The sequence below is a fragment of the Enterococcus plantarum genome, assembly GCF_001730295.1.
Classification (GTDB): Bacteria; Bacillota; Bacilli; order Lactobacillales; family Enterococcaceae; genus Enterococcus_L; species Enterococcus_L plantarum.
The window spans coordinates 196,855-215,781 of record NZ_MIKA01000034.1 but is presented as its reverse complement, the minus strand read 5'-3'; the positions used below and the strand labels follow the sequence as shown (position 1 = coordinate 215,781).

The following is an 18,927-nucleotide window of genomic DNA, read 5'->3' as shown; positions in this document are numbered from 1 at the left end:
TACTACCTTTAAAAAAGTTCAAACGGGCATTAAAAATGCGTTGAATTTGCCTTATTCCAACGGACCATTAGAATGCTTGAATAACCATATAAAAGTACTAAAGAGAAACGCCTATGGCTTCCGTAACTTCTATAATTTTAAATTGAGAATTACTTTATGCTTTGGCACTGTTCTTTTAAATCAAATAGAAAAACCTAGAGGAATTTCCCTCTAGGCTTCATTAGTGATTTAATTCTTTGGATTTCTTCACCAACATTAGTTGACAAAGAGCCGAAAAAATCTTCCAACAAATAGTCATTTTCACGACAGATTGTTGGAAGATTTTTTTATGCGACTTGTAAGACTTGTCCTATAGTAATCAACTCAGCCGTTATACCATTGGAAGCCATCAGTTGGTCGACAGTAACACCAAATTTTTCAGCTATCCCCCAAAGAGTATCACCAGAAGCTACAGTATATGTTTGAGCTGTGGTAGTTGCACTGCTTTGTCCAACAGCAGATTGATTCGTTACAGGGCTCGCAACAGTTGTAACTGTTGCACTATTTCCACTATCATATGCAGTCAAACCATATGCCTCAATCAACCAATTTAATTTCCCAGCGTAGTTTGGATCAGTTGCATAGCGTCCAGCTAAAGCAGCTGTCGCATCCATGTAACTAGTTGTATTACTTTTCCACACGCCAGAATAATGATAGTCTCCGCTAGAAGCTAACGTCGTTTTAAGTACATTGGCATGATCTTGGAATGATTCAGTGTATGATGGATAACTTCTAAATGGCTCAGTTATCGTTACCCATTGACCATTCAAATATTCCGAAGTCGGCATATAGACTGTTTGTCCACCGTAGCTTCCCTTTACGCCAAACAAATTATAATTCGGAGCTGCAGCTAATCCTGAAGTACCGTAGCTGCTTTCCAATAATGCTTGAGCAATCATAACAGATGCGTATAAATCATTAGCGTCAGCTACAGACGACGCTGAATAGCCAATAGAATCAATAAATGCTTGTTGTGAATAGTCTCCTTGTACTTCAACTTCATTTGCTTGAACACCTAATGGCAAAATATTCCCAGCAATCGGAAGAAATACTAATGAAGTTCCAATTATAGATACCATCCGTTTACGATTATTTCTACGTTCTTTTTGTTGGTGTCTACTACTTCTTGTTTCGATCTCGCTCATTCACTTGTTCCTCCTCAATAGAACATCATACTATCATTCTACTAGGGGACTTTTTTATGCACAATTATTTGTTCCTGAAATTTGAAGTTTTAAAGTGAGTGTAATCCAGTTGAAATCTTTGTTTTATTGATTATAGCGATTTTTGTTTCATTCGTTTTACATAGTGTATATTATTCAGTATTATTCTTTTCGCAAATGCCTTCATCCTAAGTTTATTAACTTTTTTAATTTTAATATAAAATATTACGTTTATTACTTTAATATTACATAAAAATCGTTTTAAATATCTAATTTATTCATATAAAAGGCAGAAATTCACGAAATGTGAACCTCTGCCTTTTATACTTTTTATAGATTATTGTATTTTGATACTACATTATCGACTGTAAAGCCAAATTCTTTCAAGACCAAATCTCCAGGAGCAGAAGCCCCAAAGTGATCAATCGTTACAGTCGTACCAGTTGTCCCAACATAACGCTCCCACCCAAAAGGTGATGCAGCTTCGATTGCAACTCGTTTAGTTATATCTTTAGGTAATACAGCTTCTTTATATTCCGCTGTTTGTTTTTCAAACAAATCAAAACTTGGCATTGAAACAACCGAGACATCTTTCCGTTGTTCAGCTAATGCCTTTTGGGCTTCAATTGCTAAATTCACTTCTGAACCAGTTGCAATTAAAATCCCTTCAGGTTTCTCACCATTTTGTTTAGAAATAACATAAGCACCTTTTTGAACAAATTCTCCTGCATGTTCTTTTGTCCCTTCAATAACCGGTAAGTTTTGGCGACTTAGAACTAAGACAGTCGGTGCATCTTTTGTTGTCATCGCAATTTTCCATGCTGCAACAGTTTCATTACCATCTGCTGGACGAATTACTTGTACACCAGGCATGCAACGAATACTTGCCAATTGTTCAACGGGTTCATGTGTTGGTCCATCTTCGCCCACCGCCACAGAATCATGTGTTAATACATATGTCACAGGAGTGTTTTGGATTGCAGCTAAACGTACTGCTGGACGTAGATAATCTGTAAATACAAAGAATGTTCCACCGTAAACGCGACTTCCACCATGTAATTGGATTCCGTTCATTGCTGCTGCCATAGCAAACTCACGAACGCCAAACCAAATATTGCGGCCTTCGTATTGACCAGGCTCAAAATCTTTTTCTGCTGTAACCATCGTATTGTTCGACGCAGACAAATCAGCTGATCCGCCCCAGAAACCTGGTACAGTTTTAGAGATTGCTTGAATCGTTTCTTTACTTGTAACACGACTAGCTGCACTTGAACCTATTTCATAGGTTGGTAATTCACTATCCCAATTTTCAGGAAGTTCATCGGCAAAAGCCTGTTTAAATTGTTTCGCTAACTCAGGATGATCTTTTGAATAATTTGCAAACATCTTATTCCATTGATTTTCTGCTTTCTCGCCTTCTTCTATCATCGTTTCTTTAAAGCGGGCAGCAACTTCTTCTGGAACAGTAAAGTCTGGGTATTCCCAACCATAAACAGCTTTAGCTGCAGTAATACCATCTGCCCCGATTGGCGCTCCATGTACAGATGATGTACCTTCTTTTGGAGCACCGTAGCCAATAACTGTTTTTACTTCAATCAATGTTGGCTTATCTGATTCAGCTTTTGCAGCTTCTATTGCTTTAGAAATTTCTTCTAGATCATTGCCGTCTTTGACTAAAATATGTTGCCAACCGTATGCTTCATAACGAGCACCAACATTTTCCGTGAACGCTTTTGACGTTGGACCATCTAAAGAGATATCATTTGAATCGTATAACACGATCAGTTTACCTAATTTCATGTGTCCGGCCATAGAACTTGCTTCTTGAGAAACACCTTCCATCAAATCACCATCTCCGCATAAGGCATACGTATAATGATCGATTACAGGAAAACTATCACGATTATATGTTGCAGCAGTATGTGCCTCAGCCATCGCCATCCCAACAGCCATCGCTATTCCTTGACCTAAAGGACCCGTTGTTGCTTCAACACCATCTGTGTGATGAACTTCTGGATGTCCAGGTGTCTTACTACCCCATTGACGGAAACTTTTCAGATCATCAATTGTAACACCATAGCCCGCTAAGTGAAGTAAGCTATAAAGCATTGCAGATCCGTGACCGGCAGAAAGGATAAAACGGTCTCTATCTACCCAATTTCTTGAAGTTTTTGGGTTTACTTTTAAGTGTTTTGTCCAAAGTGCATAGGCCATAGGTGCTGCACCCATTGGTAATCCTGGATGTCCCGAATTAGCTTTTTGTACTGCTTCAATGCTTAATGTACGAATCGTGTTAACGCCTAACTGATCAGTGTTGTCGAACAAAAAAATCATCTCCTATTTAGGTTTTTTTTACCTTTATTAACTACATTTTATCGCATTTCGTTTATGAAAGCAATTACTTTTAGTAAAAAAAACTAAAATTACTTTCTATTGTGCAATCCTTTTGCTTTTTGAATCTCTTTCAATTTCTCTGGTGTTACATCATTTCCTTTAGGATCAACGACTTTCATACCTTCAATATGATGCCGCATCCCACCTCGAAAAGCTGCCAAATATTCTTGACGAAGTACTTTTTGCTCTTCTTTTTCTTTCTCAGTCAATTCATTTTCTTTCGCTTTTTTTGCTAGTTCATTAATACGGTTCATTTTTTCTGACGATAACATCTATTTTGCCTCCTCGTTTTTAACATTTAATAGGCGTATTCAATCTTTTTTTGAAAGGCTAGTTTTGAAGTTAGACAAGTTTACTTTCCAAGTCTATCTTATAAGATGGGCACAAAAAATACAACTATATTCTTATTAAAATTAGAAACGATTCCGTTTATTTACTGAAATTTTCATTTACTGCCTTATCACTTTTGGAGTATCCTTCCTACAATTATACTTTTTCAAAAATACACGAACGCTTGTTTGATTCCTATATAAAACTATGGTACACTAAAAATATAAATCGAAAGAAGGTGCGGGTTGTGGTGAAACGTACAGACACAAGACAAATCGAAGTATTAAAATATATATATGAACAAGTTGAACTAAAAGGCTATCCGCCGACTGTAAGAGAAATCGGAAAAGCAGTTGATCTTTCCTCAACCTCGACTGTTCATGGACATTTAGCACGTTTAGAAAAAAAAGGACTCATTTTACGTGATCCTACAAAACCAAGAGCAATTGAATTGACTGCAGACGGACTTGAAAGAATCGGTGTGAGACCGACAGTGATTCCAATGCTGGGTGTTGTTACAGCTGGTGAGCCGATCTTAGCTGTCGAAGAAGCTTCTGACTTTTTTCCTCTTCCACCTGATTTAATGGCAGAAGAAAATGCTTTGTTCATGCTGACTATCAGAGGTGAAAGTATGATCAATGCTGGTATTTTAGATGGCGACCAAGTTATTGTTCGCAAACAAACTGCTGCTTCAAATGGTGATATCGTTATTGCGATGACAGATGAAGATGAAGCAACTTGTAAACGATTCTTCAAAGAGACAGATCATGTTCGCTTACAACCAGAAAATGATGCATTGGAACCAATTATTTTGAATAATGTAAGCATTCTAGGAAAAGTTGTTGGTTTGTATCGCAATCATATTTAAATAGTAAAAAAACATACTAACTCTTAGTATGTTTTTTTACTATTTATTTCTTTAAATCAAAAAACGTTTTAACCTACCATGACTTTGCGCTGATATGTTTCAAATTGATAGCCGTAACTATTTGCTTCGTCTTGTTCGCCTGCACTCAAATTGATCAAGGTCCAGTCATCCCAATTAACCGAAGGGAATAGTGTATCGCCATCAAATGAATGATGAATAACTGTACGGTATAATACATCACAATACGGTAAAAAATCTTCATACACTGCTGATCCTCCCGCAATGAATGTAATTCCTGAAAAAGTTTTAGCATAATCAAGAACTTCATCCACAGTATGAAATACAATGACTCCTTTTGCTTGATAGCTTTTGTCTCTAGTTAGAACAATCGTTTGACGATTTGGTAACGGCCGAGCGCCCATCCCCTCAAAAGTTTTTCTTCCCATAACAATGGTGTTGTCTTCAGTCATTTGTTTAAAAAATTTTAAATCATTTGGCAAATGCCAAGGTAATCGATTCTCTTTACCGATTGTCCCTTGCTCATCTTGTGCCCATATGGCTGCTAACATTGGAGAACTCCTTTCGAATTAAACGGCAATTGGTGCCTTGATTGTAGGGTGAGGATCATATCCTTCGATTACAATATCCTCCATCTCAAAATCAAATACTGATTTCTTATCTTGATTCAATTTTAAAGTTGGGAAAGAACGAATTTCTCTAGCAAGTTGCTTATTCATTTGATCGATGTGATTCGTATACAAATGAGCATCTCCTAAAGTATGAACAAAATCACCCACTTCTAAACCAGTTTCATGAGCAATCAAATGCGTCAACAATGCGTAACTAGCAATATTAAATGGGACACCAAGAAAAACATCTCCACTGCGCTGATACAATTGACAACTTAATTTTCCATCGTTGACATAGAATTGAAACATCGTATGACAAGGTGGTAAGGCCATCGATGGGACATCCTCAGGATTCCAAGCTGATACAATCAAGCGTCTGGAGTCTGGTGTTTTTTTGATCATTTCAATAACATTTTTTAATTGATCGATGAATCCACCATCTTTTGTTTCCCAATGACGCCATTGAGCACCATAAATATTCCCTAATTCACCATACTTAGACGCAAAATTATCATCTAATAAAATAGCATCACAGAATTTTGTGTGTTCTTTTTCATAAGTTTCTTTGAAAGCTTCATCCGTCAGTACTCGACGACCAAAGTCAGTCATATCCGGACCTGTGTAATCTTCACTTTTGATGTAACGTTCAAAAGCCCATTCATCCCAGATATGATTGTTGTGTTGCAAGAGGAAACGGATGTTCGTATCCCCATTTAAAAACCATAAAAGTTCGCTTTTAATTAAGCCGAATGGTACCCGTTTTGTTGTTAAAAGAGGAAAACCTTTTGACAAATCGAAACGCATTTGATGACCAAAAATACTTTTTGTACCTGTACCTGTACGATCTTCTTTAAAGTGACCCTCCTTCAAAATTTTACGGCCTAACGATAAATATGCTTCTTCCATAGTTTCTGCCCCCTAATTTTCTGCAAATTCACTTAAATATTCCCAGCGTTCCATTTTTGATTCAAGTTCTTCTTCTGCGTTCGACAACTCTGTTTGAAGTTGTTGCAGTTTTGTAAAATCATCCCCTTGATGATTCATCTCTTCAGTCAGACGTGCTGTACGATCTTCAAGTTGTGCTATATCACTTTCGATTGTTTCCCATTCTTTTTGTTCCATGTAAGTCAATTTTGTTTTTTCTTTTTTCTCAATTTCTTTCATTGGTTTTATTTCAGTCTTGATTGTCTTTTTCGATTGTTCTTTATTCGTCATCAAGTACTCACTCATCGAACCGAAGTACGTTGTAATTTGACCTTCACCTTGAAAAACAAGTAGTTTTTCCATCGTTTTATCAAGAAAATAGCGATCATGTGAAACTGCGATAACTGCACCCTTGAATGTTTGGATATAATCTTCCAAAATCGTTAATGTATCAATATCCAGATCATTTGTTGGTTCGTCCAATAATAACACATTTGGCTGGCCAATCAAGAGTTTTAATAAATACAAACGACGTTTTTCACCACCAGAAAGCTTACCAATCACAGTTCCATGCATAAAGCGGGGAAATAGAAATCGTTCCAATAATTCAGCAACGCCAATAGTTGTTCCATCTGTCCGCTTCACTTGTTCTGCCGCTTCTTGTAAATAAGAAATCATCCGTTGGTTTGGATCCATTGCTTCATTTTGTTGGGTATAGTAAGCCAAGTAGACTGTTTCACCGATTGAGTACATACCACTCTCTAATTCTAAGCGACCAGCAAGAATATTCAATAATGTTGATTTTCCTGCACCATTTTTCCCAGTAATTCCAATACGATCTTTTGCTTGAATAAGTATATCAAAATCTTTTAAAATCGTCTTATGTTCAATTTGATAGTAACCATCTTTGATTTCTAAAACTTTCTTTCCTAATCGTTGCGTTGCAACATCGATTTCCAATTGACCTTTTTGGTTGACTTGATGAAGATTTTCTTTCAGATCATGGAAGCGATCTTGTCGCGCTTGCTGTTTGGTTCCTCGTGCTTTCACACCAGCACGCATCCATTCTAATTCTTGATTATAAAGCTGCTTTCTTTTTTCTTCTTGTTCGACACCGACGCGTTCACGCTCAGCTTTCGCAATAATGTACGCTTCATAATTTCCTTTATATTCATATAACTTCCCAAAAGATAGCTCAAAAATTCGGTTTGTTACTCGGTCTAGAAAATAACGATCATGCGTCACCATTAAAATAGCACCGCGATATCCATTCAAAAAGCTTTCCAGCCAACTGATTGCTTCATAGTCTAGATGATTGGTAGGTTCATCTAATAGCAATAAATCTGGTGATTCGATCAATACTTGGGCTAAGCTAACGCGTTTCTTTTGCCCCCCTGATAGTTCACCGATCCTTTTATGCAACGTTTCAATACCTAATTTTTGTAAAATGATTTTGGCATCCGTATCCGCTGTCCAAGCATCTTCTTTATTCATTCGTTCTTCCGCTTGGGTATATTGCTTTTGAGCTGCTTCACTAAGTCCGTCATCTGCTAATGCAAGCAACGCTAATTCATAATTTTTGACCGCTTGAATAATCGGAGTGTCTCCCTGAAAAACGGCTTCTACAACAGTTAGTTCCGGATCGAATTCCTGGTCTTGTGACAGATAGCCTATTTGGTAATCGTTGGCTTGTTGGATTGCTCCGATATCTCCATCTCCGCTGTCTTTACCAGCAAGGATATTTAATAAACTAGTCTTACCAGTTCCATTTGTACCAATCAATCCAATTCGATCTTTATCGTGAATATGGAAAGAAATGTGATCAAATAATGTCTTCTCTCCATATGTTTTCGTCAATTCATTTACTTTTAATTCATTCATATGCTCACGCCCTTTTCATCCTGCTTATTGTAACAAAAAAAAGCAAAAAAAAGAAGCTAGTTTTCTTCGTCTGCTTCTTTTTTTAATTCTCTTGTTAACTTTCTAAACGGAACAGCTCCTGAAATGTCATTAATTGAATAAGATTCTAATAGATTCACATTTTTCCGATACTCATTAGCCTCATAAGAAGAAATTATTTCAGATAATTCATATTCATCGATGACTCTGCGTTCCTCTTGGTAACCAATCAGAAGCTCTTTAACGTAATTCGATTGAGAACGAACAATAAATGAGTCAATAAAGGTACCATCTTCTAATCTATGAGCAAATTGTAGTCGTCCTTCTATGAAAAATTGAATGATTTCGTCATCATAAACCCCTTTTAGATTATCTAAACTCTTCAAAACAACTTCCGTATTTTGTAAAAAGACTTGTCGAACATTTTCTAGTTCTTCTTTTTGAAATTCTCTTCGATTCTCATCTTCTTTTTTTGCAAATAAGTGTTTAGGATGGACGAAGAATGCAATGATTTGGCGCGCAAAAAGCAACCAAAAACCAATGATCGATAATAGTTGTCTAGCAATCGATCGTTCCATTCTAGAAATCAAGCGTTCATAAAGTCGATACCCTTCAATACCAATTTCTTTTTGGCGAAAGCTTTCTTCTAGACCATCGCGCTCGATAGAAACAATCAATGCTCTTAACTCTTGTACCTCTTGCCGTTGATCTGACGGCAATTGTTCTGTGTACAGTTCCTTAACACGATCTTGATAATTTTCGATTACAACATTCATTTCAACATGAGGATTATTATGATTTATTTTTTTAAGACGTTCAATAACTTCCTGCAGCAAGGTGATACCTTGTAAATTGTTGCTCTCTACCTCGTCAGATTCTGTTAAGAACGGTAAAAGGACAATACCACCGACCAAAGTAACCAAAATTACACAAGCCGTAATAAACAAGAGCAACGAACGTTCAGGAAAATCTTGACCATTTAGAGTTAACGGTAAAATAAAAATAGTTGCTAAACTTACGGTCCCTTTTACTCCACCAAAAGTCAAAATCAACATTTCATTCATCGACTGCCAAATATTTTTTAACCCGTTTTTTACACTATATATCAATACAATAGAGAAAAAGCGCGCAACAAATAATGTAACACTTAAAATAAATACAACAATCATCAGAAAACTGTTAGAATAGGTTTCACTATTCCAGATTGGTGAGAATACCTGTGATAACTCAATTCCCAAGAAAAGGAATACTAGAGCGTTCAACATAAACGTGATCGTTCCCCATGTACTTTCTGAAACACTTGAAAGTTCTGCTTCAAACAATGACACTTTTTTAAAACTAGCCGCTTGCATAACTCCTGCTACAACAGCAGCAATAATTCCGGAAACATGAAATAATTCAGCAACCATATACGCTAAAAAAGGCAACAGTAATTCTAACAATAGATAACCCGTAACATCTCTTGCAGATGCTTTTTCTAAAACCATAACGATCTGACGTTTGATCATCACTAAAACAGCCCCTACGATAGCGCCTCCGATACTAGAAAAAACCAATGTAATCCCCGCATCCATCGCTGAAAAACTGCCTGTCAATAATGCAGCCAGTGCAAATTGAAACGCCGTAACACCGGACGCATCGTTGATTAGACCTTCACCTTCTAAAATATGCATCGCTTTAGGCGGAATTTGAATTTTCCCAGATAAAGAACCTACAGCTACTGCATCTGTAGGTCCAAGTGCTGCGCCTAAAGCAAAACAAGCTGCAATCGGCAAAGCAGGAATAACCATGTGTAACGCCCATCCTACACTGACTAGTGTGATCAAAACACCAATAAATGCTAAAAATAATATTACACTAAAGTTTTTCATCGTTGCAGAAATATCATTTCGTTCTCCTTCTCGGAACAACAACGGTGCAATAATCATTACTAAAAATATCTCTGGTTCAAATACTATTTCACGACCGACATCCGTCAATCCAATTAAAACCCCTACAATTATTTGCACAATCGGTAATGGAATAATTGGTACGATTCGATTGAATACATTTGAAAATGTTATCGCAAAAGCAAATACAATAATTAAATAAACAAACTCCATCTCGTATCCCCCTTACTAATCAATGATTGAGTTGTTTTCCTAAATACCGTAGTAATTTTTCTTTTTTACACATAATTTTTTTCTCTACTAAAGATAACTCTTTTTCCTTGTCACATAATTCTAATTGTGCGCGACGCGCTTCTAAGCGAAGTAATTCAGACTTGATTAATTCAATTTTTTTATAATTTAAAAAGTTTCTCTTTTTTATATGGTGTTCCCACTCCGCTTTTTTTTCAGGTGGTAACTCCTTGTATTTTTCGCGTAATTCAGCAATTCGTTGCTCTATTTCTTTATTCACAACAATACTTCCTTTCAGAATTTCTCTGCACATTATAGCAAACTGTTAAAGAAATACCTACTAAAATTTACTATTATTTTAAAAAAACTTTTTGAGAAAAATTTCTAACGCTTACATTTCAATAAAAGGGGAATAATGATCATTCTACTTATTCACCTTCGTCTACTAGAATGCTGATTTCAGTATCTTCATTCAATCGCTCAGAAAAAAAGGCCAGTAAATCTTCTAATGGGATAGAAAATTTCATCATTGGACCTCGTCGTCCATTTTTTAAATAGTTTAAACGAATTTCTTTTTTTTTGATCAATAGAGCTATCTTGTCTACGTCCTGATACAAAATACCATTCTTATCGAAGGGACCTAGAATAAGCCGATCATCTGACAATCCTTTTGTGTCTAATAAGAAACTCAAGACAAGCAACACTGATAAAAAACCACGAATGCGTTGATCAAAAGTTTGTTCCGTTACTAAAGTAAGAAGTAGAATAAGCAGGCTAAAACCAATCACTAACATATAAATAAGTTTTCTTTTGACACTTTTGATCAGGATGGTTTTTCTTACTAAAATAAGATAAACATACATGATCACAACAAAGGCTGATAACAGCACAGTAAAATAATTTATCACCAAAATAGGCTCCTTTTATAACTTAACAATCGTTACTCTTTTTTATTTAGTTCTGTCAATTTTTGATTGATTTTTTTTATTTTATCCTTACAGGCTAATATATCTCGAATCATCTGATCTCTCTTATCGCCAAGCGGTAACCGATTAACTACTTGGTAATATGCAGCGAGTAGTTGAACTTGTTTCATTTTATCTTTTTGTAGACGTTCTTCAATTAGATTCATCCACTCGCCCTCCTTTTTTCTTTAAAGATATCTTACCTTTAAAGGAAAATGACTATTGAATCGTTATTCTTTATCGATACTTGACTAAAAATGTATGATTTATTTATTATTATTGTAACATACTATATTTTTAAATTGAACTAACCAAACGTGTTTCCCAATAAAATAATAACAAATAGTTTAAGTAATAATATCCACCTTTAGGATGAAAAAATAAAGATGAAACAGAAGCCGATAAACGCTTTGTTTCATCTTATTCTTTATTGCGCTGAGATACAAATTCCGATTGCTTTCTCACCTAAATGGGTTCCAATAACTGGACCAAAATGACCGATTTCAATAATTGCTTCAGGATATTGCTTTTGAAGTTTTTCTTTCTCCTCTTCAGCAACTGCTAAGTTATTTGCATGGATTACATATAACTTCACTGATCGATTGATTTCTTTATCACGTTGGCCAATAATATTTTCAGCACGGGCAAAAGCTTTTTTGGTCGAGCGAATCTTTTCAAATAAAATAATCTTACCATCTTCAAATGTCAAAATCGGCTTAATTTTCAATAATCCAGCAATCAGAGCCGCACCATTGGTTAAGCGTCCGCCACGTACAAGGTTATTCAGATCATCCACGATTAAATATGCATAGGTATTATCTCTGATGATATCTAATTTCGCAAATATCTCTTCTAAGCTAGCATTTTCCTTCACTAAATCTAAAGCAGCCTCTACCATATGTCCCATGGGTACACTTGTGATCTTAGAATCATACGGGTAAAGTGTCACACCCTCAATTGAATCGGTTAATGAAAATAATGTATTAACAAATCCTGAGATACCTGCCGAAAGATGAATACTGATAATCGTATCAAATCCTTTGGTTGCAATCCCTTTGTATAGTTCGATCACTTCACCTAAGGCAGGCTGAGAAGTTGTCGGAAACTCACTACTATTATTCAACAAGCTGTAATATTCGTCAGCCTCAATGTCGATTCCTTCGTTATATATTTTACCATCTAAAATTACAGGGATGGGAATAACAAACAGATTGGATGCGTCTTTGATCCGATCAGGTAAATAAGCTGTACTATCTGTCACAATAGCAATTTTCATTTTGTAACCTCGTTTCACTAAATTTACACGGTATTATAAATATAGCATAAATCAGTTCATAATTAAATAAAATACTTATTGGTCTAGAAAACTTTGTACGGCTGCTTTATTTGTGTCTAAATCGATTTGAAGAACACTACCCGCATAACCAATGTCTACATTACTCCATGATCCCTCAACTGGGATGGTTAAGCGCTCAATCCCGCTGCCACCTTTTAACAGTAATGATGGGCCATTTTTTAGCATAAATGTCGTAGGAACATCTGTTGACATATACCCAACTAAACGACCTAAAGATTCTGGTGTACGAATCAATGCTAGAGGATTTTTTAATTGTCCCATCACGGCTGTCATAACTTGTTGCTGACGGCGCACGCGACCGAAATCCCCTTCCTCATCTTTTCTAAAGCGAGAATACTGTAAAAGTGTATGTCCATCCATTTTTTGACTTCCCTTGAAGATATCAACACCGTCTAAATTTAGGTCTTTCTCGGCATCGATTTTAACTCCATTTGGAAACATCGAGTCAATAATTTTTTCAAAGGATTGAAAATCTACTTTAGCATAATAGCGACACTGAATATTAAAATTTTCCGCTAAAGTTTGACGTACCAAATCCGCTCCACCTAACGCATAAGCTGCATTGATCTTATTCTCATCATAGCCTGGAATATCAACAAAAGTATCTCGCATAAATGAAATCAATTTAGGTTTTTTTGAAGGTCCGTCCAATTGCAGTACCATAATAGTATCCGCGCGTCCAGAATCTTCTCCTCTTGTATCACTGCCTAAGATCAGAATATTATTTGCACCGTTCGCACTTTTTACTCCGTTAAACGTCTCAATTGCTTCTTTTGGTAACGAAGTATCATTTTCAGCATATGATTTTCCTTTGAAAAAGAATCCAACTGCTAAAACAATCAGCAATACTAAGAATACAGCGATTCTTTTAGGCCAGCTAAAACGTCTCTTTCGTCTCGGTTTTTTCGGTTTTTTTTCTTTTTTTGATACACTTTTTGCATTTCCAGTCGTTTCCGTTTGCTCTGCATACGGGTTTGAATCATTACTGGTTTCTGATTTCTGATAATAGTTACTTTCAAGTTCTTCTGTGTATTTTTTTTCTTTTCTTGGATTAAAACCATTTTTTTCTTCTACTGGTTTTGACTTATCATGTATATGTTTATAGCGATCTACACGGCTCATCATTTCCACCTCACTTCGATTAACAACATTTATAAGCATACCTTATTTTGCCATAAATTCCTATTAGATAGACAAAATTTAACAAAAAATAAAAAGACCTTTTCAGATCTTTATACTCCGTTGATTGGATGAATCGCGTAATTTCCGAATATTTTTACCGTTCCACCCAGTAAACGTATTTCTTCTAAAGCATTATCTAATAATTGTTGTGGTTTTTGGACATTAATATCAATCAAAAAGAAATATTCTCCTAACGTTGTTTTCAATGGCCGTGACTCAATCTTACTCAAATCAATTTCTCTCCAACTGAAGGCAGATAATGCTTTATGCAATGCGCCAGGCATATTATTGGGCATGGTGAGCGCAATCGTTAATTTATAATCATTTGACTTAATTGGTACGTCGACTTTCTCTGATCCAATCACCCAAAAACGTGTCTCATTGATTGCAACATCTTGAATGTCTTGCCCAACAATTTCAAGATCATATTTCTCAGCAGATAGTCTAGGTGCAATAGCAGCAATTTTTTGTTCAGGATGAAGTGCGACAAAGTTAGCTGCATACGCAGTCGAAGGTGTCACTTCAAGATCCGCCATTGGAAAATAAGCATGAATGAACTCTTGTGATTGTGCTAAAGCCTGAGGATGAGACAAAATTTTTGTAGTCTCCTGCCAAGATCCTTTGTTTTCTTTTGAGACCATCAATTGCTGGAAGATTGGTAAAACAATCTCCGCGCCCACAGGGATTGTTGTTTGATGAAACAGATAGTCTACGGTTGTGTTGACAGATCCTTCGATTGTATTTTCAATCGGTACAACACCCAAATCAACTTCCCCAAACTCAACACCTTTAATACAAGCTGGAATCGAATGATAAGATATCAATTCGTCGGCAGGAAAAGCAGTTTTTGTTGCAGTATGTGTAAAAGAAGCTTCTGGACCTAAAAATCCGACTTTCATTAGCTCACCTACTTATATATTCTCTAAAATTTCATGAACGATTTCTTCTGGTGTTCGTTCATCTGTATCAACGACTATGCTAGCACTTTCTTCATAAAGAGGGATTCTTGGCTCAAAAACTTGTTTGATTTCTTCTGGAGATTTTGATACAACTAGAGGTCTAACCGTTGTATGATCGTGTTTCAAGCGCGGAATAAAGACTTCTGGTTTTGTTTGTAAATAAACAACAGGTGCCATTTGTTTTAAAAGTTCCCGATTCTCCGGTCTCATGACGATACCGCCACCTGTTGAGACCACTTGATTATGATCTAAATAACGTTTTAAGACATTCGTTTCTCTTTCTCTAAAAGCAGCTTCGCCATGTAAATCAAAATATTCTTGAATCGTCATACCGATTTCTTCCACGATTTTATCATCAAAATCAATATGTTCCATTCCAGTTTTTTCTGAAAGAAGTTTCCCGACGGTCGTTTTACCAGCGCCCATAAAACCAATTAAAATAATCCCCTTCATCTTTGTTCCTCCATTTATTAATATAAGTTGTTTAAATCTTCAAAAAATCTTGGATAAGAAACAGAAATTGCCTCAGCTTTTTCTAATTCTACTGTTCCATCTTTTACCAAAAGAGCTGCAATTTGCAACATCATGCCAATGCGATGATCACCGTAACTAGTGACCTTTGCAGCATATAGCGGCGTTTTACCATGAATGATCAGTCCGTCATCAGTGGGTTCAATATTTGCTCCCATTTTAGTTAATTCAGTTGCAACTGCATCGATCCGATTAGTTTCTTTTACTTTCAATTCTTCAGCATCACGAATGATTGTCGTCCCTTCAGCTTGAGTGGCTAATAATGCAATGATTGGCAATTCATCAATCAAACGAGGAATAATTTCTCCGCTGATTTCGACGCCTTTTAAATTACTAGTTTCAACTGTTAACGTTCCGGCTTTATTCGCTTCGCTTCCTGTTTCTTGAATCGTTAATGTCCCACCCATTTGCTGAATAACATCAATGATGCCGGTGCGTGTAGGATTCAACCCAACATTGTTCAGTGTAATTTGGCTATCTGGGACAATTAAACCCGCTGTAAGGAAAAAGGCTGCAGAAGAAATGTCTCCTGGCACAATGACTTCTTGTCCTACAAGTTTTTGTGGACCAGTGATACTGATTTCTTTTTCTGATACAGAAATTTCTCCACCAAATTGACGAATCATATCTTCCGTATGATCCCGCGTTTTCTCTTTTTCTACAATAACTGATTTTCCTTGTGCTTGTAAAGCAGCAAACAGAATCGCTGATTTCACTTGTGCACTCGCAACAGGCATTTGATACTGAATCGGTTGTAAATTTTTTGTACCTTTAACCGTTATAGGAGGAAACTCTGTCCCGTCATGCCCCGTGCACTCAGCTCCCATTTGATTGATAGGTAACATAACTCGATTCATTGGTCTTTTAGCAATTGAGTGGTCACCAAATAATTCTGTGCTAAAGGAAGTTCCTGCTAAAATCCCCATGATTAATCGAATCGTTGTCCCAGAATTCCCGACATCGATTGCTTGTTTCGCTTGTTTTAACCCAGAAAAACCAGTTCCATAAACCGTTATGACTTCACCATCATCTTCTATTTCAACTCCTAAATCTTGAAATGCTTTCAGGGTACTTAAACAATCATCTCCTCGTAAGAAGTTTTTAATTGTTGTAGTTCCGTGTGCGATTGCACCAAACATTATACTTCTATGAGAGATCGATTTATCACTAGGAATATCGATCATTCCGTTTAAACTAGTTTTATTGATTACTAAATCCAAAATAGCCCTCCTAAATGTAAAATAGTGTAACTAGATACAGCAACACGCAATTTCGATATTTACTTTTCATAACACTTGTAAGCTGTCTCTTTTTCAATAATTTCTTTCGCCTTTTCTGAATCTTCTTCTCGTTTAAAACTTAATTGTAAAATCCCATAGATATCTTCACGCGTTTCAAGAATTTTCAAATTAATTAGGGACAATTGCGCTTTGCCAAGTAATGCTGTTATCTCGGCAATTACACCTGGGACATCAGGCACATCCACAAATAAATCATGGAATGCAGGAATCGCCCCCTCTTTATGAACGGGCATTTGATTTCTTGTTTCCTTTGCTTCGTAGAAAAATTGAAAAATCGCTTCTTTGTTTCCGTTTTGTATCCAAGTCGAAACTTGTTCCATTTCAGCTTGCCATGAATGCATTAGTGCCAACAATGCTTCTTTATTACTCATTAGAATATCTGTCCACATTTGTGGATCAGAAGATGCAATACGCGTGATATCTCGAAATCCACCTGCAGCTAATTGTTTAGAGCGTGGATGTTCTTCGTTAAAAACTTTACTTTGGTTAACTAAACCAGCAGCAATAATATGTGGCAAGTGACTAAGCATTCCTGTAATTTGATCGTGCTCTTGGGCTGTAAGTACTACAAATTTCGCTCGTGTTCCTTGCAACAATTTTTGCAATTCGTTGTCATTTTTTTCAACCTTCTGAGAGGTTAAAATATAATAGGCATTCTCAAATAAATTTTCATCCGCCGCTGTCACACCAGATTTATGTGAGCCCGCCATTGGATGTCCACCGATAAACGTTTTTAATCCAGCTTTTTTTGCCGCATGCATAATTTCTACTTTCGTACTACCGACATCTGTAATAATGACCTCTTGTTTTAAAGGCAGAGTACCTAATAAGTCTAGTTGACTCAGCATACTTTTTACTGGAGTACACAGAAAAATGAAATCAGCTAATATAGCAGCTTCTTCTATGGAATTACCTCTTTCATCGATGATTTTTCTTTTTAAAGCAAATTCTTCTGAAGTTTCTTGACAATCTATTCCGATAATTGTGACTGATGGGTGTTCTTTTTTGATACACAATGCTAATGAGCTACCAATCAGTCCTAGACCGACAATCAAAACCTTTTTATTCATTCCGTGTCACTCTCCATTTTTATTTTTTATTAAAACGTTTGAGTATAACGGCGATACGATTCAACTTCTTCTTTCATTTGTTCAAAAGCATCACTGCCAAATTTTTCTAGCATTGCTTGGGCAACTTCTGTTGCGACAACAGCTTCACAAACGACACTTGCAGCTGGAACCGCAGTACTATCTGAGCGTTCCACACTTGCTTTATAAGGTTCTTTTGTATCAATATTGACACTTTGTAACGGTTTATACAATGTTGGAATAGGCTTCATAACGCCTCTAACAACAATCGGCATTCCATTTGTCATACCGCCTTCAAATCCACCTAGATTGTTCGATGTTCTGGTATAACCTGTTGTTTGATCCCAAACGATTTCATCCATTACCTGGCTACCAGGTTTGAATCCCATTTCAAATCCAATTCCGAATTCAACCCCTTTAAAGGCATTAATACTTGTAACAGCTTGAGCGATTTTGGCATCAAGTTTGCGATCCCATTGAACATAACTGCCCAATCCAATTGGCACTCCGCCCACAACTACCTCAACAACTCCGCCGATCGTGTCACCATTCTTCTTAGTTTTGTCGATTAAATCACGAATATCTTGTTCGACTGACGGGTCAAGAACTCGGACATCTGAATTTTCAGAGCGTTCTTGGATCTCTTTAACTGTTAGGTTATCTGGGATTTCAGCTTTGATTCCGCCTAATATCGCAACATGACCTGCTACTTCTACATCTAGTTCTTTTAATAGTTTTTTAGCAACAGCGCCAATTGCAACTCGCATCGTTGTTTCACGAGCTGATGAACGTTCTAATACATTTCTAAGATCATCGTGTTGGTATTTGATTCCGCCGACAAGATCTGCATGACCTGGTCGTGGCTTATTTACCCGTCTGATTTTTTTCTCTTTTTCCGAAACTTCTTCAATTGACATGACCGAAGTCCAATTTTTCCAATCTTTATTTTCAACAACAAGAGTTAACGGGGAGCCTAGTGTTTTGCCGTGACGAATGCCTGAAGTGATTCTTACTTGATCTTTTTCAATCAGCATTCTTCCGCCGCGACCATATCCGCCCTGTCTTCTAGCTAACTCGAGATTGATATCTTCCGGTGATAATGGCATACCTGCTGGTAACCCTTCTATAATGGCTGTTAATTCTGGTCCATGTGATTCTCCCGCTGTAATAAAACGCAT

Annotated in this window: 19 protein-coding genes; 2 read left to right on the top strand and 17 right to left on the bottom strand. The window is 36.6% G+C overall.

All coding sequences use genetic code 11. From position 1 onward, the window contains the following. On the top strand, positions 1-214 hold a 214-nt coding region (locus BCR22_RS15085; RefSeq protein WP_141706569.1), incomplete at its 5' end, for a transposase. Positions 215-326: 112 nt separating this feature from the next. On the opposite strand, the gene BCR22_RS10835 is transcribed toward BCR22_RS15085, so the two are convergent. From BCR22_RS10835 to BCR22_RS10825, 3 genes are all read right to left on the bottom strand, one after another. Continuing rightward, entirely contained in the window at positions 327-1,184 is an 858-nt protein-coding gene (locus BCR22_RS10835) for a glucosaminidase domain-containing protein (RefSeq protein WP_069654914.1), read from the bottom strand. A 348-nt stretch (positions 1,185-1,532) separates the two neighbouring features. After that, entirely contained in the window at positions 1,533-3,527 is a 1,995-nt protein-coding gene (gene tkt / locus BCR22_RS10830; RefSeq protein ID WP_069654913.1) for a transketolase, read from the bottom strand. Positions 3,528-3,625: 98 nt separating this feature from the next. Further along, entirely contained in the window at positions 3,626-3,868 is a 243-nt protein-coding gene (locus BCR22_RS10825; protein WP_069654912.1) for a DUF896 family protein, read from the bottom strand. A gap of 296 nt (positions 3,869-4,164) precedes the next feature. Between BCR22_RS10825 and lexA the strand changes: the two genes are divergently transcribed. Continuing rightward, a complete protein-coding gene (gene lexA / locus BCR22_RS10820; protein ID WP_141706568.1) occupies positions 4,165-4,794 on the top strand; it encodes a transcriptional repressor LexA in 630 nt (209 codons plus the stop codon). Between the two features lie 68 nt (positions 4,795-4,862). Here lexA and BCR22_RS10815 read toward each other — a convergent pair whose 3' ends face one another. From BCR22_RS10815 to aroC, 14 genes are all read right to left on the bottom strand, one after another. Further along, complete coding sequence (locus tag BCR22_RS10815; protein ID WP_069654910.1) at positions 4,863-5,363, bottom strand: dihydrofolate reductase; 501 nt, start codon at positions 5,361-5,363, stop codon at positions 4,863-4,865. A gap of 18 nt (positions 5,364-5,381) precedes the next feature. Next, positions 5,382-6,329 carry a thymidylate synthase gene (locus BCR22_RS10810; protein WP_069654909.1) on the bottom strand — a complete coding sequence of 316 codons (948 nt, stop codon included), beginning with the start codon at positions 6,327-6,329 and terminating at the stop codon, positions 5,382-5,384. A 12-nt stretch (positions 6,330-6,341) separates the two neighbouring features. Further along, on the bottom strand, positions 6,342-8,228 hold the full coding sequence (locus BCR22_RS10805) for an ABC-F family ATP-binding cassette domain-containing protein (RefSeq protein ID WP_069654908.1): 1,887 nt from the start codon (positions 8,226-8,228) through the stop codon (positions 6,342-6,344). Between the two features lie 56 nt (positions 8,229-8,284). Beyond that, complete coding sequence (locus BCR22_RS10800) at positions 8,285-10,348, bottom strand: cation:proton antiporter (RefSeq protein ID WP_069654907.1); 2,064 nt, start codon at positions 10,346-10,348, stop codon at positions 8,285-8,287. 19 nt (positions 10,349-10,367) lie between these two features. Beyond that, positions 10,368-10,646, bottom strand: a complete 279-nt coding sequence (locus BCR22_RS10795) for a hypothetical protein (RefSeq protein ID WP_083241820.1) — start codon at positions 10,644-10,646, stop codon at positions 10,368-10,370. 148 nt (positions 10,647-10,794) lie between these two features. After that, positions 10,795-11,274 (bottom strand): hypothetical protein, encoded by a 480-nt coding sequence (locus BCR22_RS10790; protein ID WP_069654905.1) that lies wholly within the window; start codon positions 11,272-11,274, stop codon positions 10,795-10,797. Positions 11,275-11,306: 32 nt separating this feature from the next. Then, complete coding sequence (locus BCR22_RS10785; protein WP_069654904.1) at positions 11,307-11,498, bottom strand: hypothetical protein; 192 nt, start codon at positions 11,496-11,498, stop codon at positions 11,307-11,309. 260 nt (positions 11,499-11,758) lie between these two features. Then, a complete protein-coding gene (locus BCR22_RS10780) occupies positions 11,759-12,607 on the bottom strand; it encodes a DegV family protein (RefSeq protein WP_069654903.1) in 849 nt (282 codons plus the stop codon). 75 nt (positions 12,608-12,682) lie between these two features. Beyond that, complete coding sequence (locus BCR22_RS10775) at positions 12,683-13,810, bottom strand: LCP family protein (RefSeq protein ID WP_069654902.1); 1,128 nt, start codon at positions 13,808-13,810, stop codon at positions 12,683-12,685. Between the two features lie 110 nt (positions 13,811-13,920). Next, positions 13,921-14,769: a prephenate dehydratase gene (gene pheA, locus BCR22_RS10770; RefSeq protein ID WP_069654901.1), complete on the bottom strand. Its 849-nt coding sequence runs from the start codon at positions 14,767-14,769 to the stop codon at positions 13,921-13,923. Positions 14,770-14,781: 12 nt separating this feature from the next. Further along, positions 14,782-15,282, bottom strand: a complete 501-nt coding sequence (locus BCR22_RS10765; protein WP_069654900.1) for a shikimate kinase — start codon at positions 15,280-15,282, stop codon at positions 14,782-14,784. A gap of 17 nt (positions 15,283-15,299) precedes the next feature. Further along, positions 15,300-16,580 (bottom strand): 3-phosphoshikimate 1-carboxyvinyltransferase, encoded by a 1,281-nt coding sequence (gene aroA, locus BCR22_RS10760; RefSeq protein WP_069654899.1) that lies wholly within the window; start codon positions 16,578-16,580, stop codon positions 15,300-15,302. A gap of 59 nt (positions 16,581-16,639) precedes the next feature. Further along, positions 16,640-17,731 (bottom strand): prephenate dehydrogenase, encoded by a 1,092-nt coding sequence (locus BCR22_RS10755; protein ID WP_069654898.1) that lies wholly within the window; start codon positions 17,729-17,731, stop codon positions 16,640-16,642. A 29-nt stretch (positions 17,732-17,760) separates the two neighbouring features. Beyond that, positions 17,761-18,927, bottom strand: a complete 1,167-nt coding sequence (aroC, locus tag BCR22_RS10750) for a chorismate synthase (protein ID WP_069654897.1) — start codon at positions 18,925-18,927, stop codon at positions 17,761-17,763.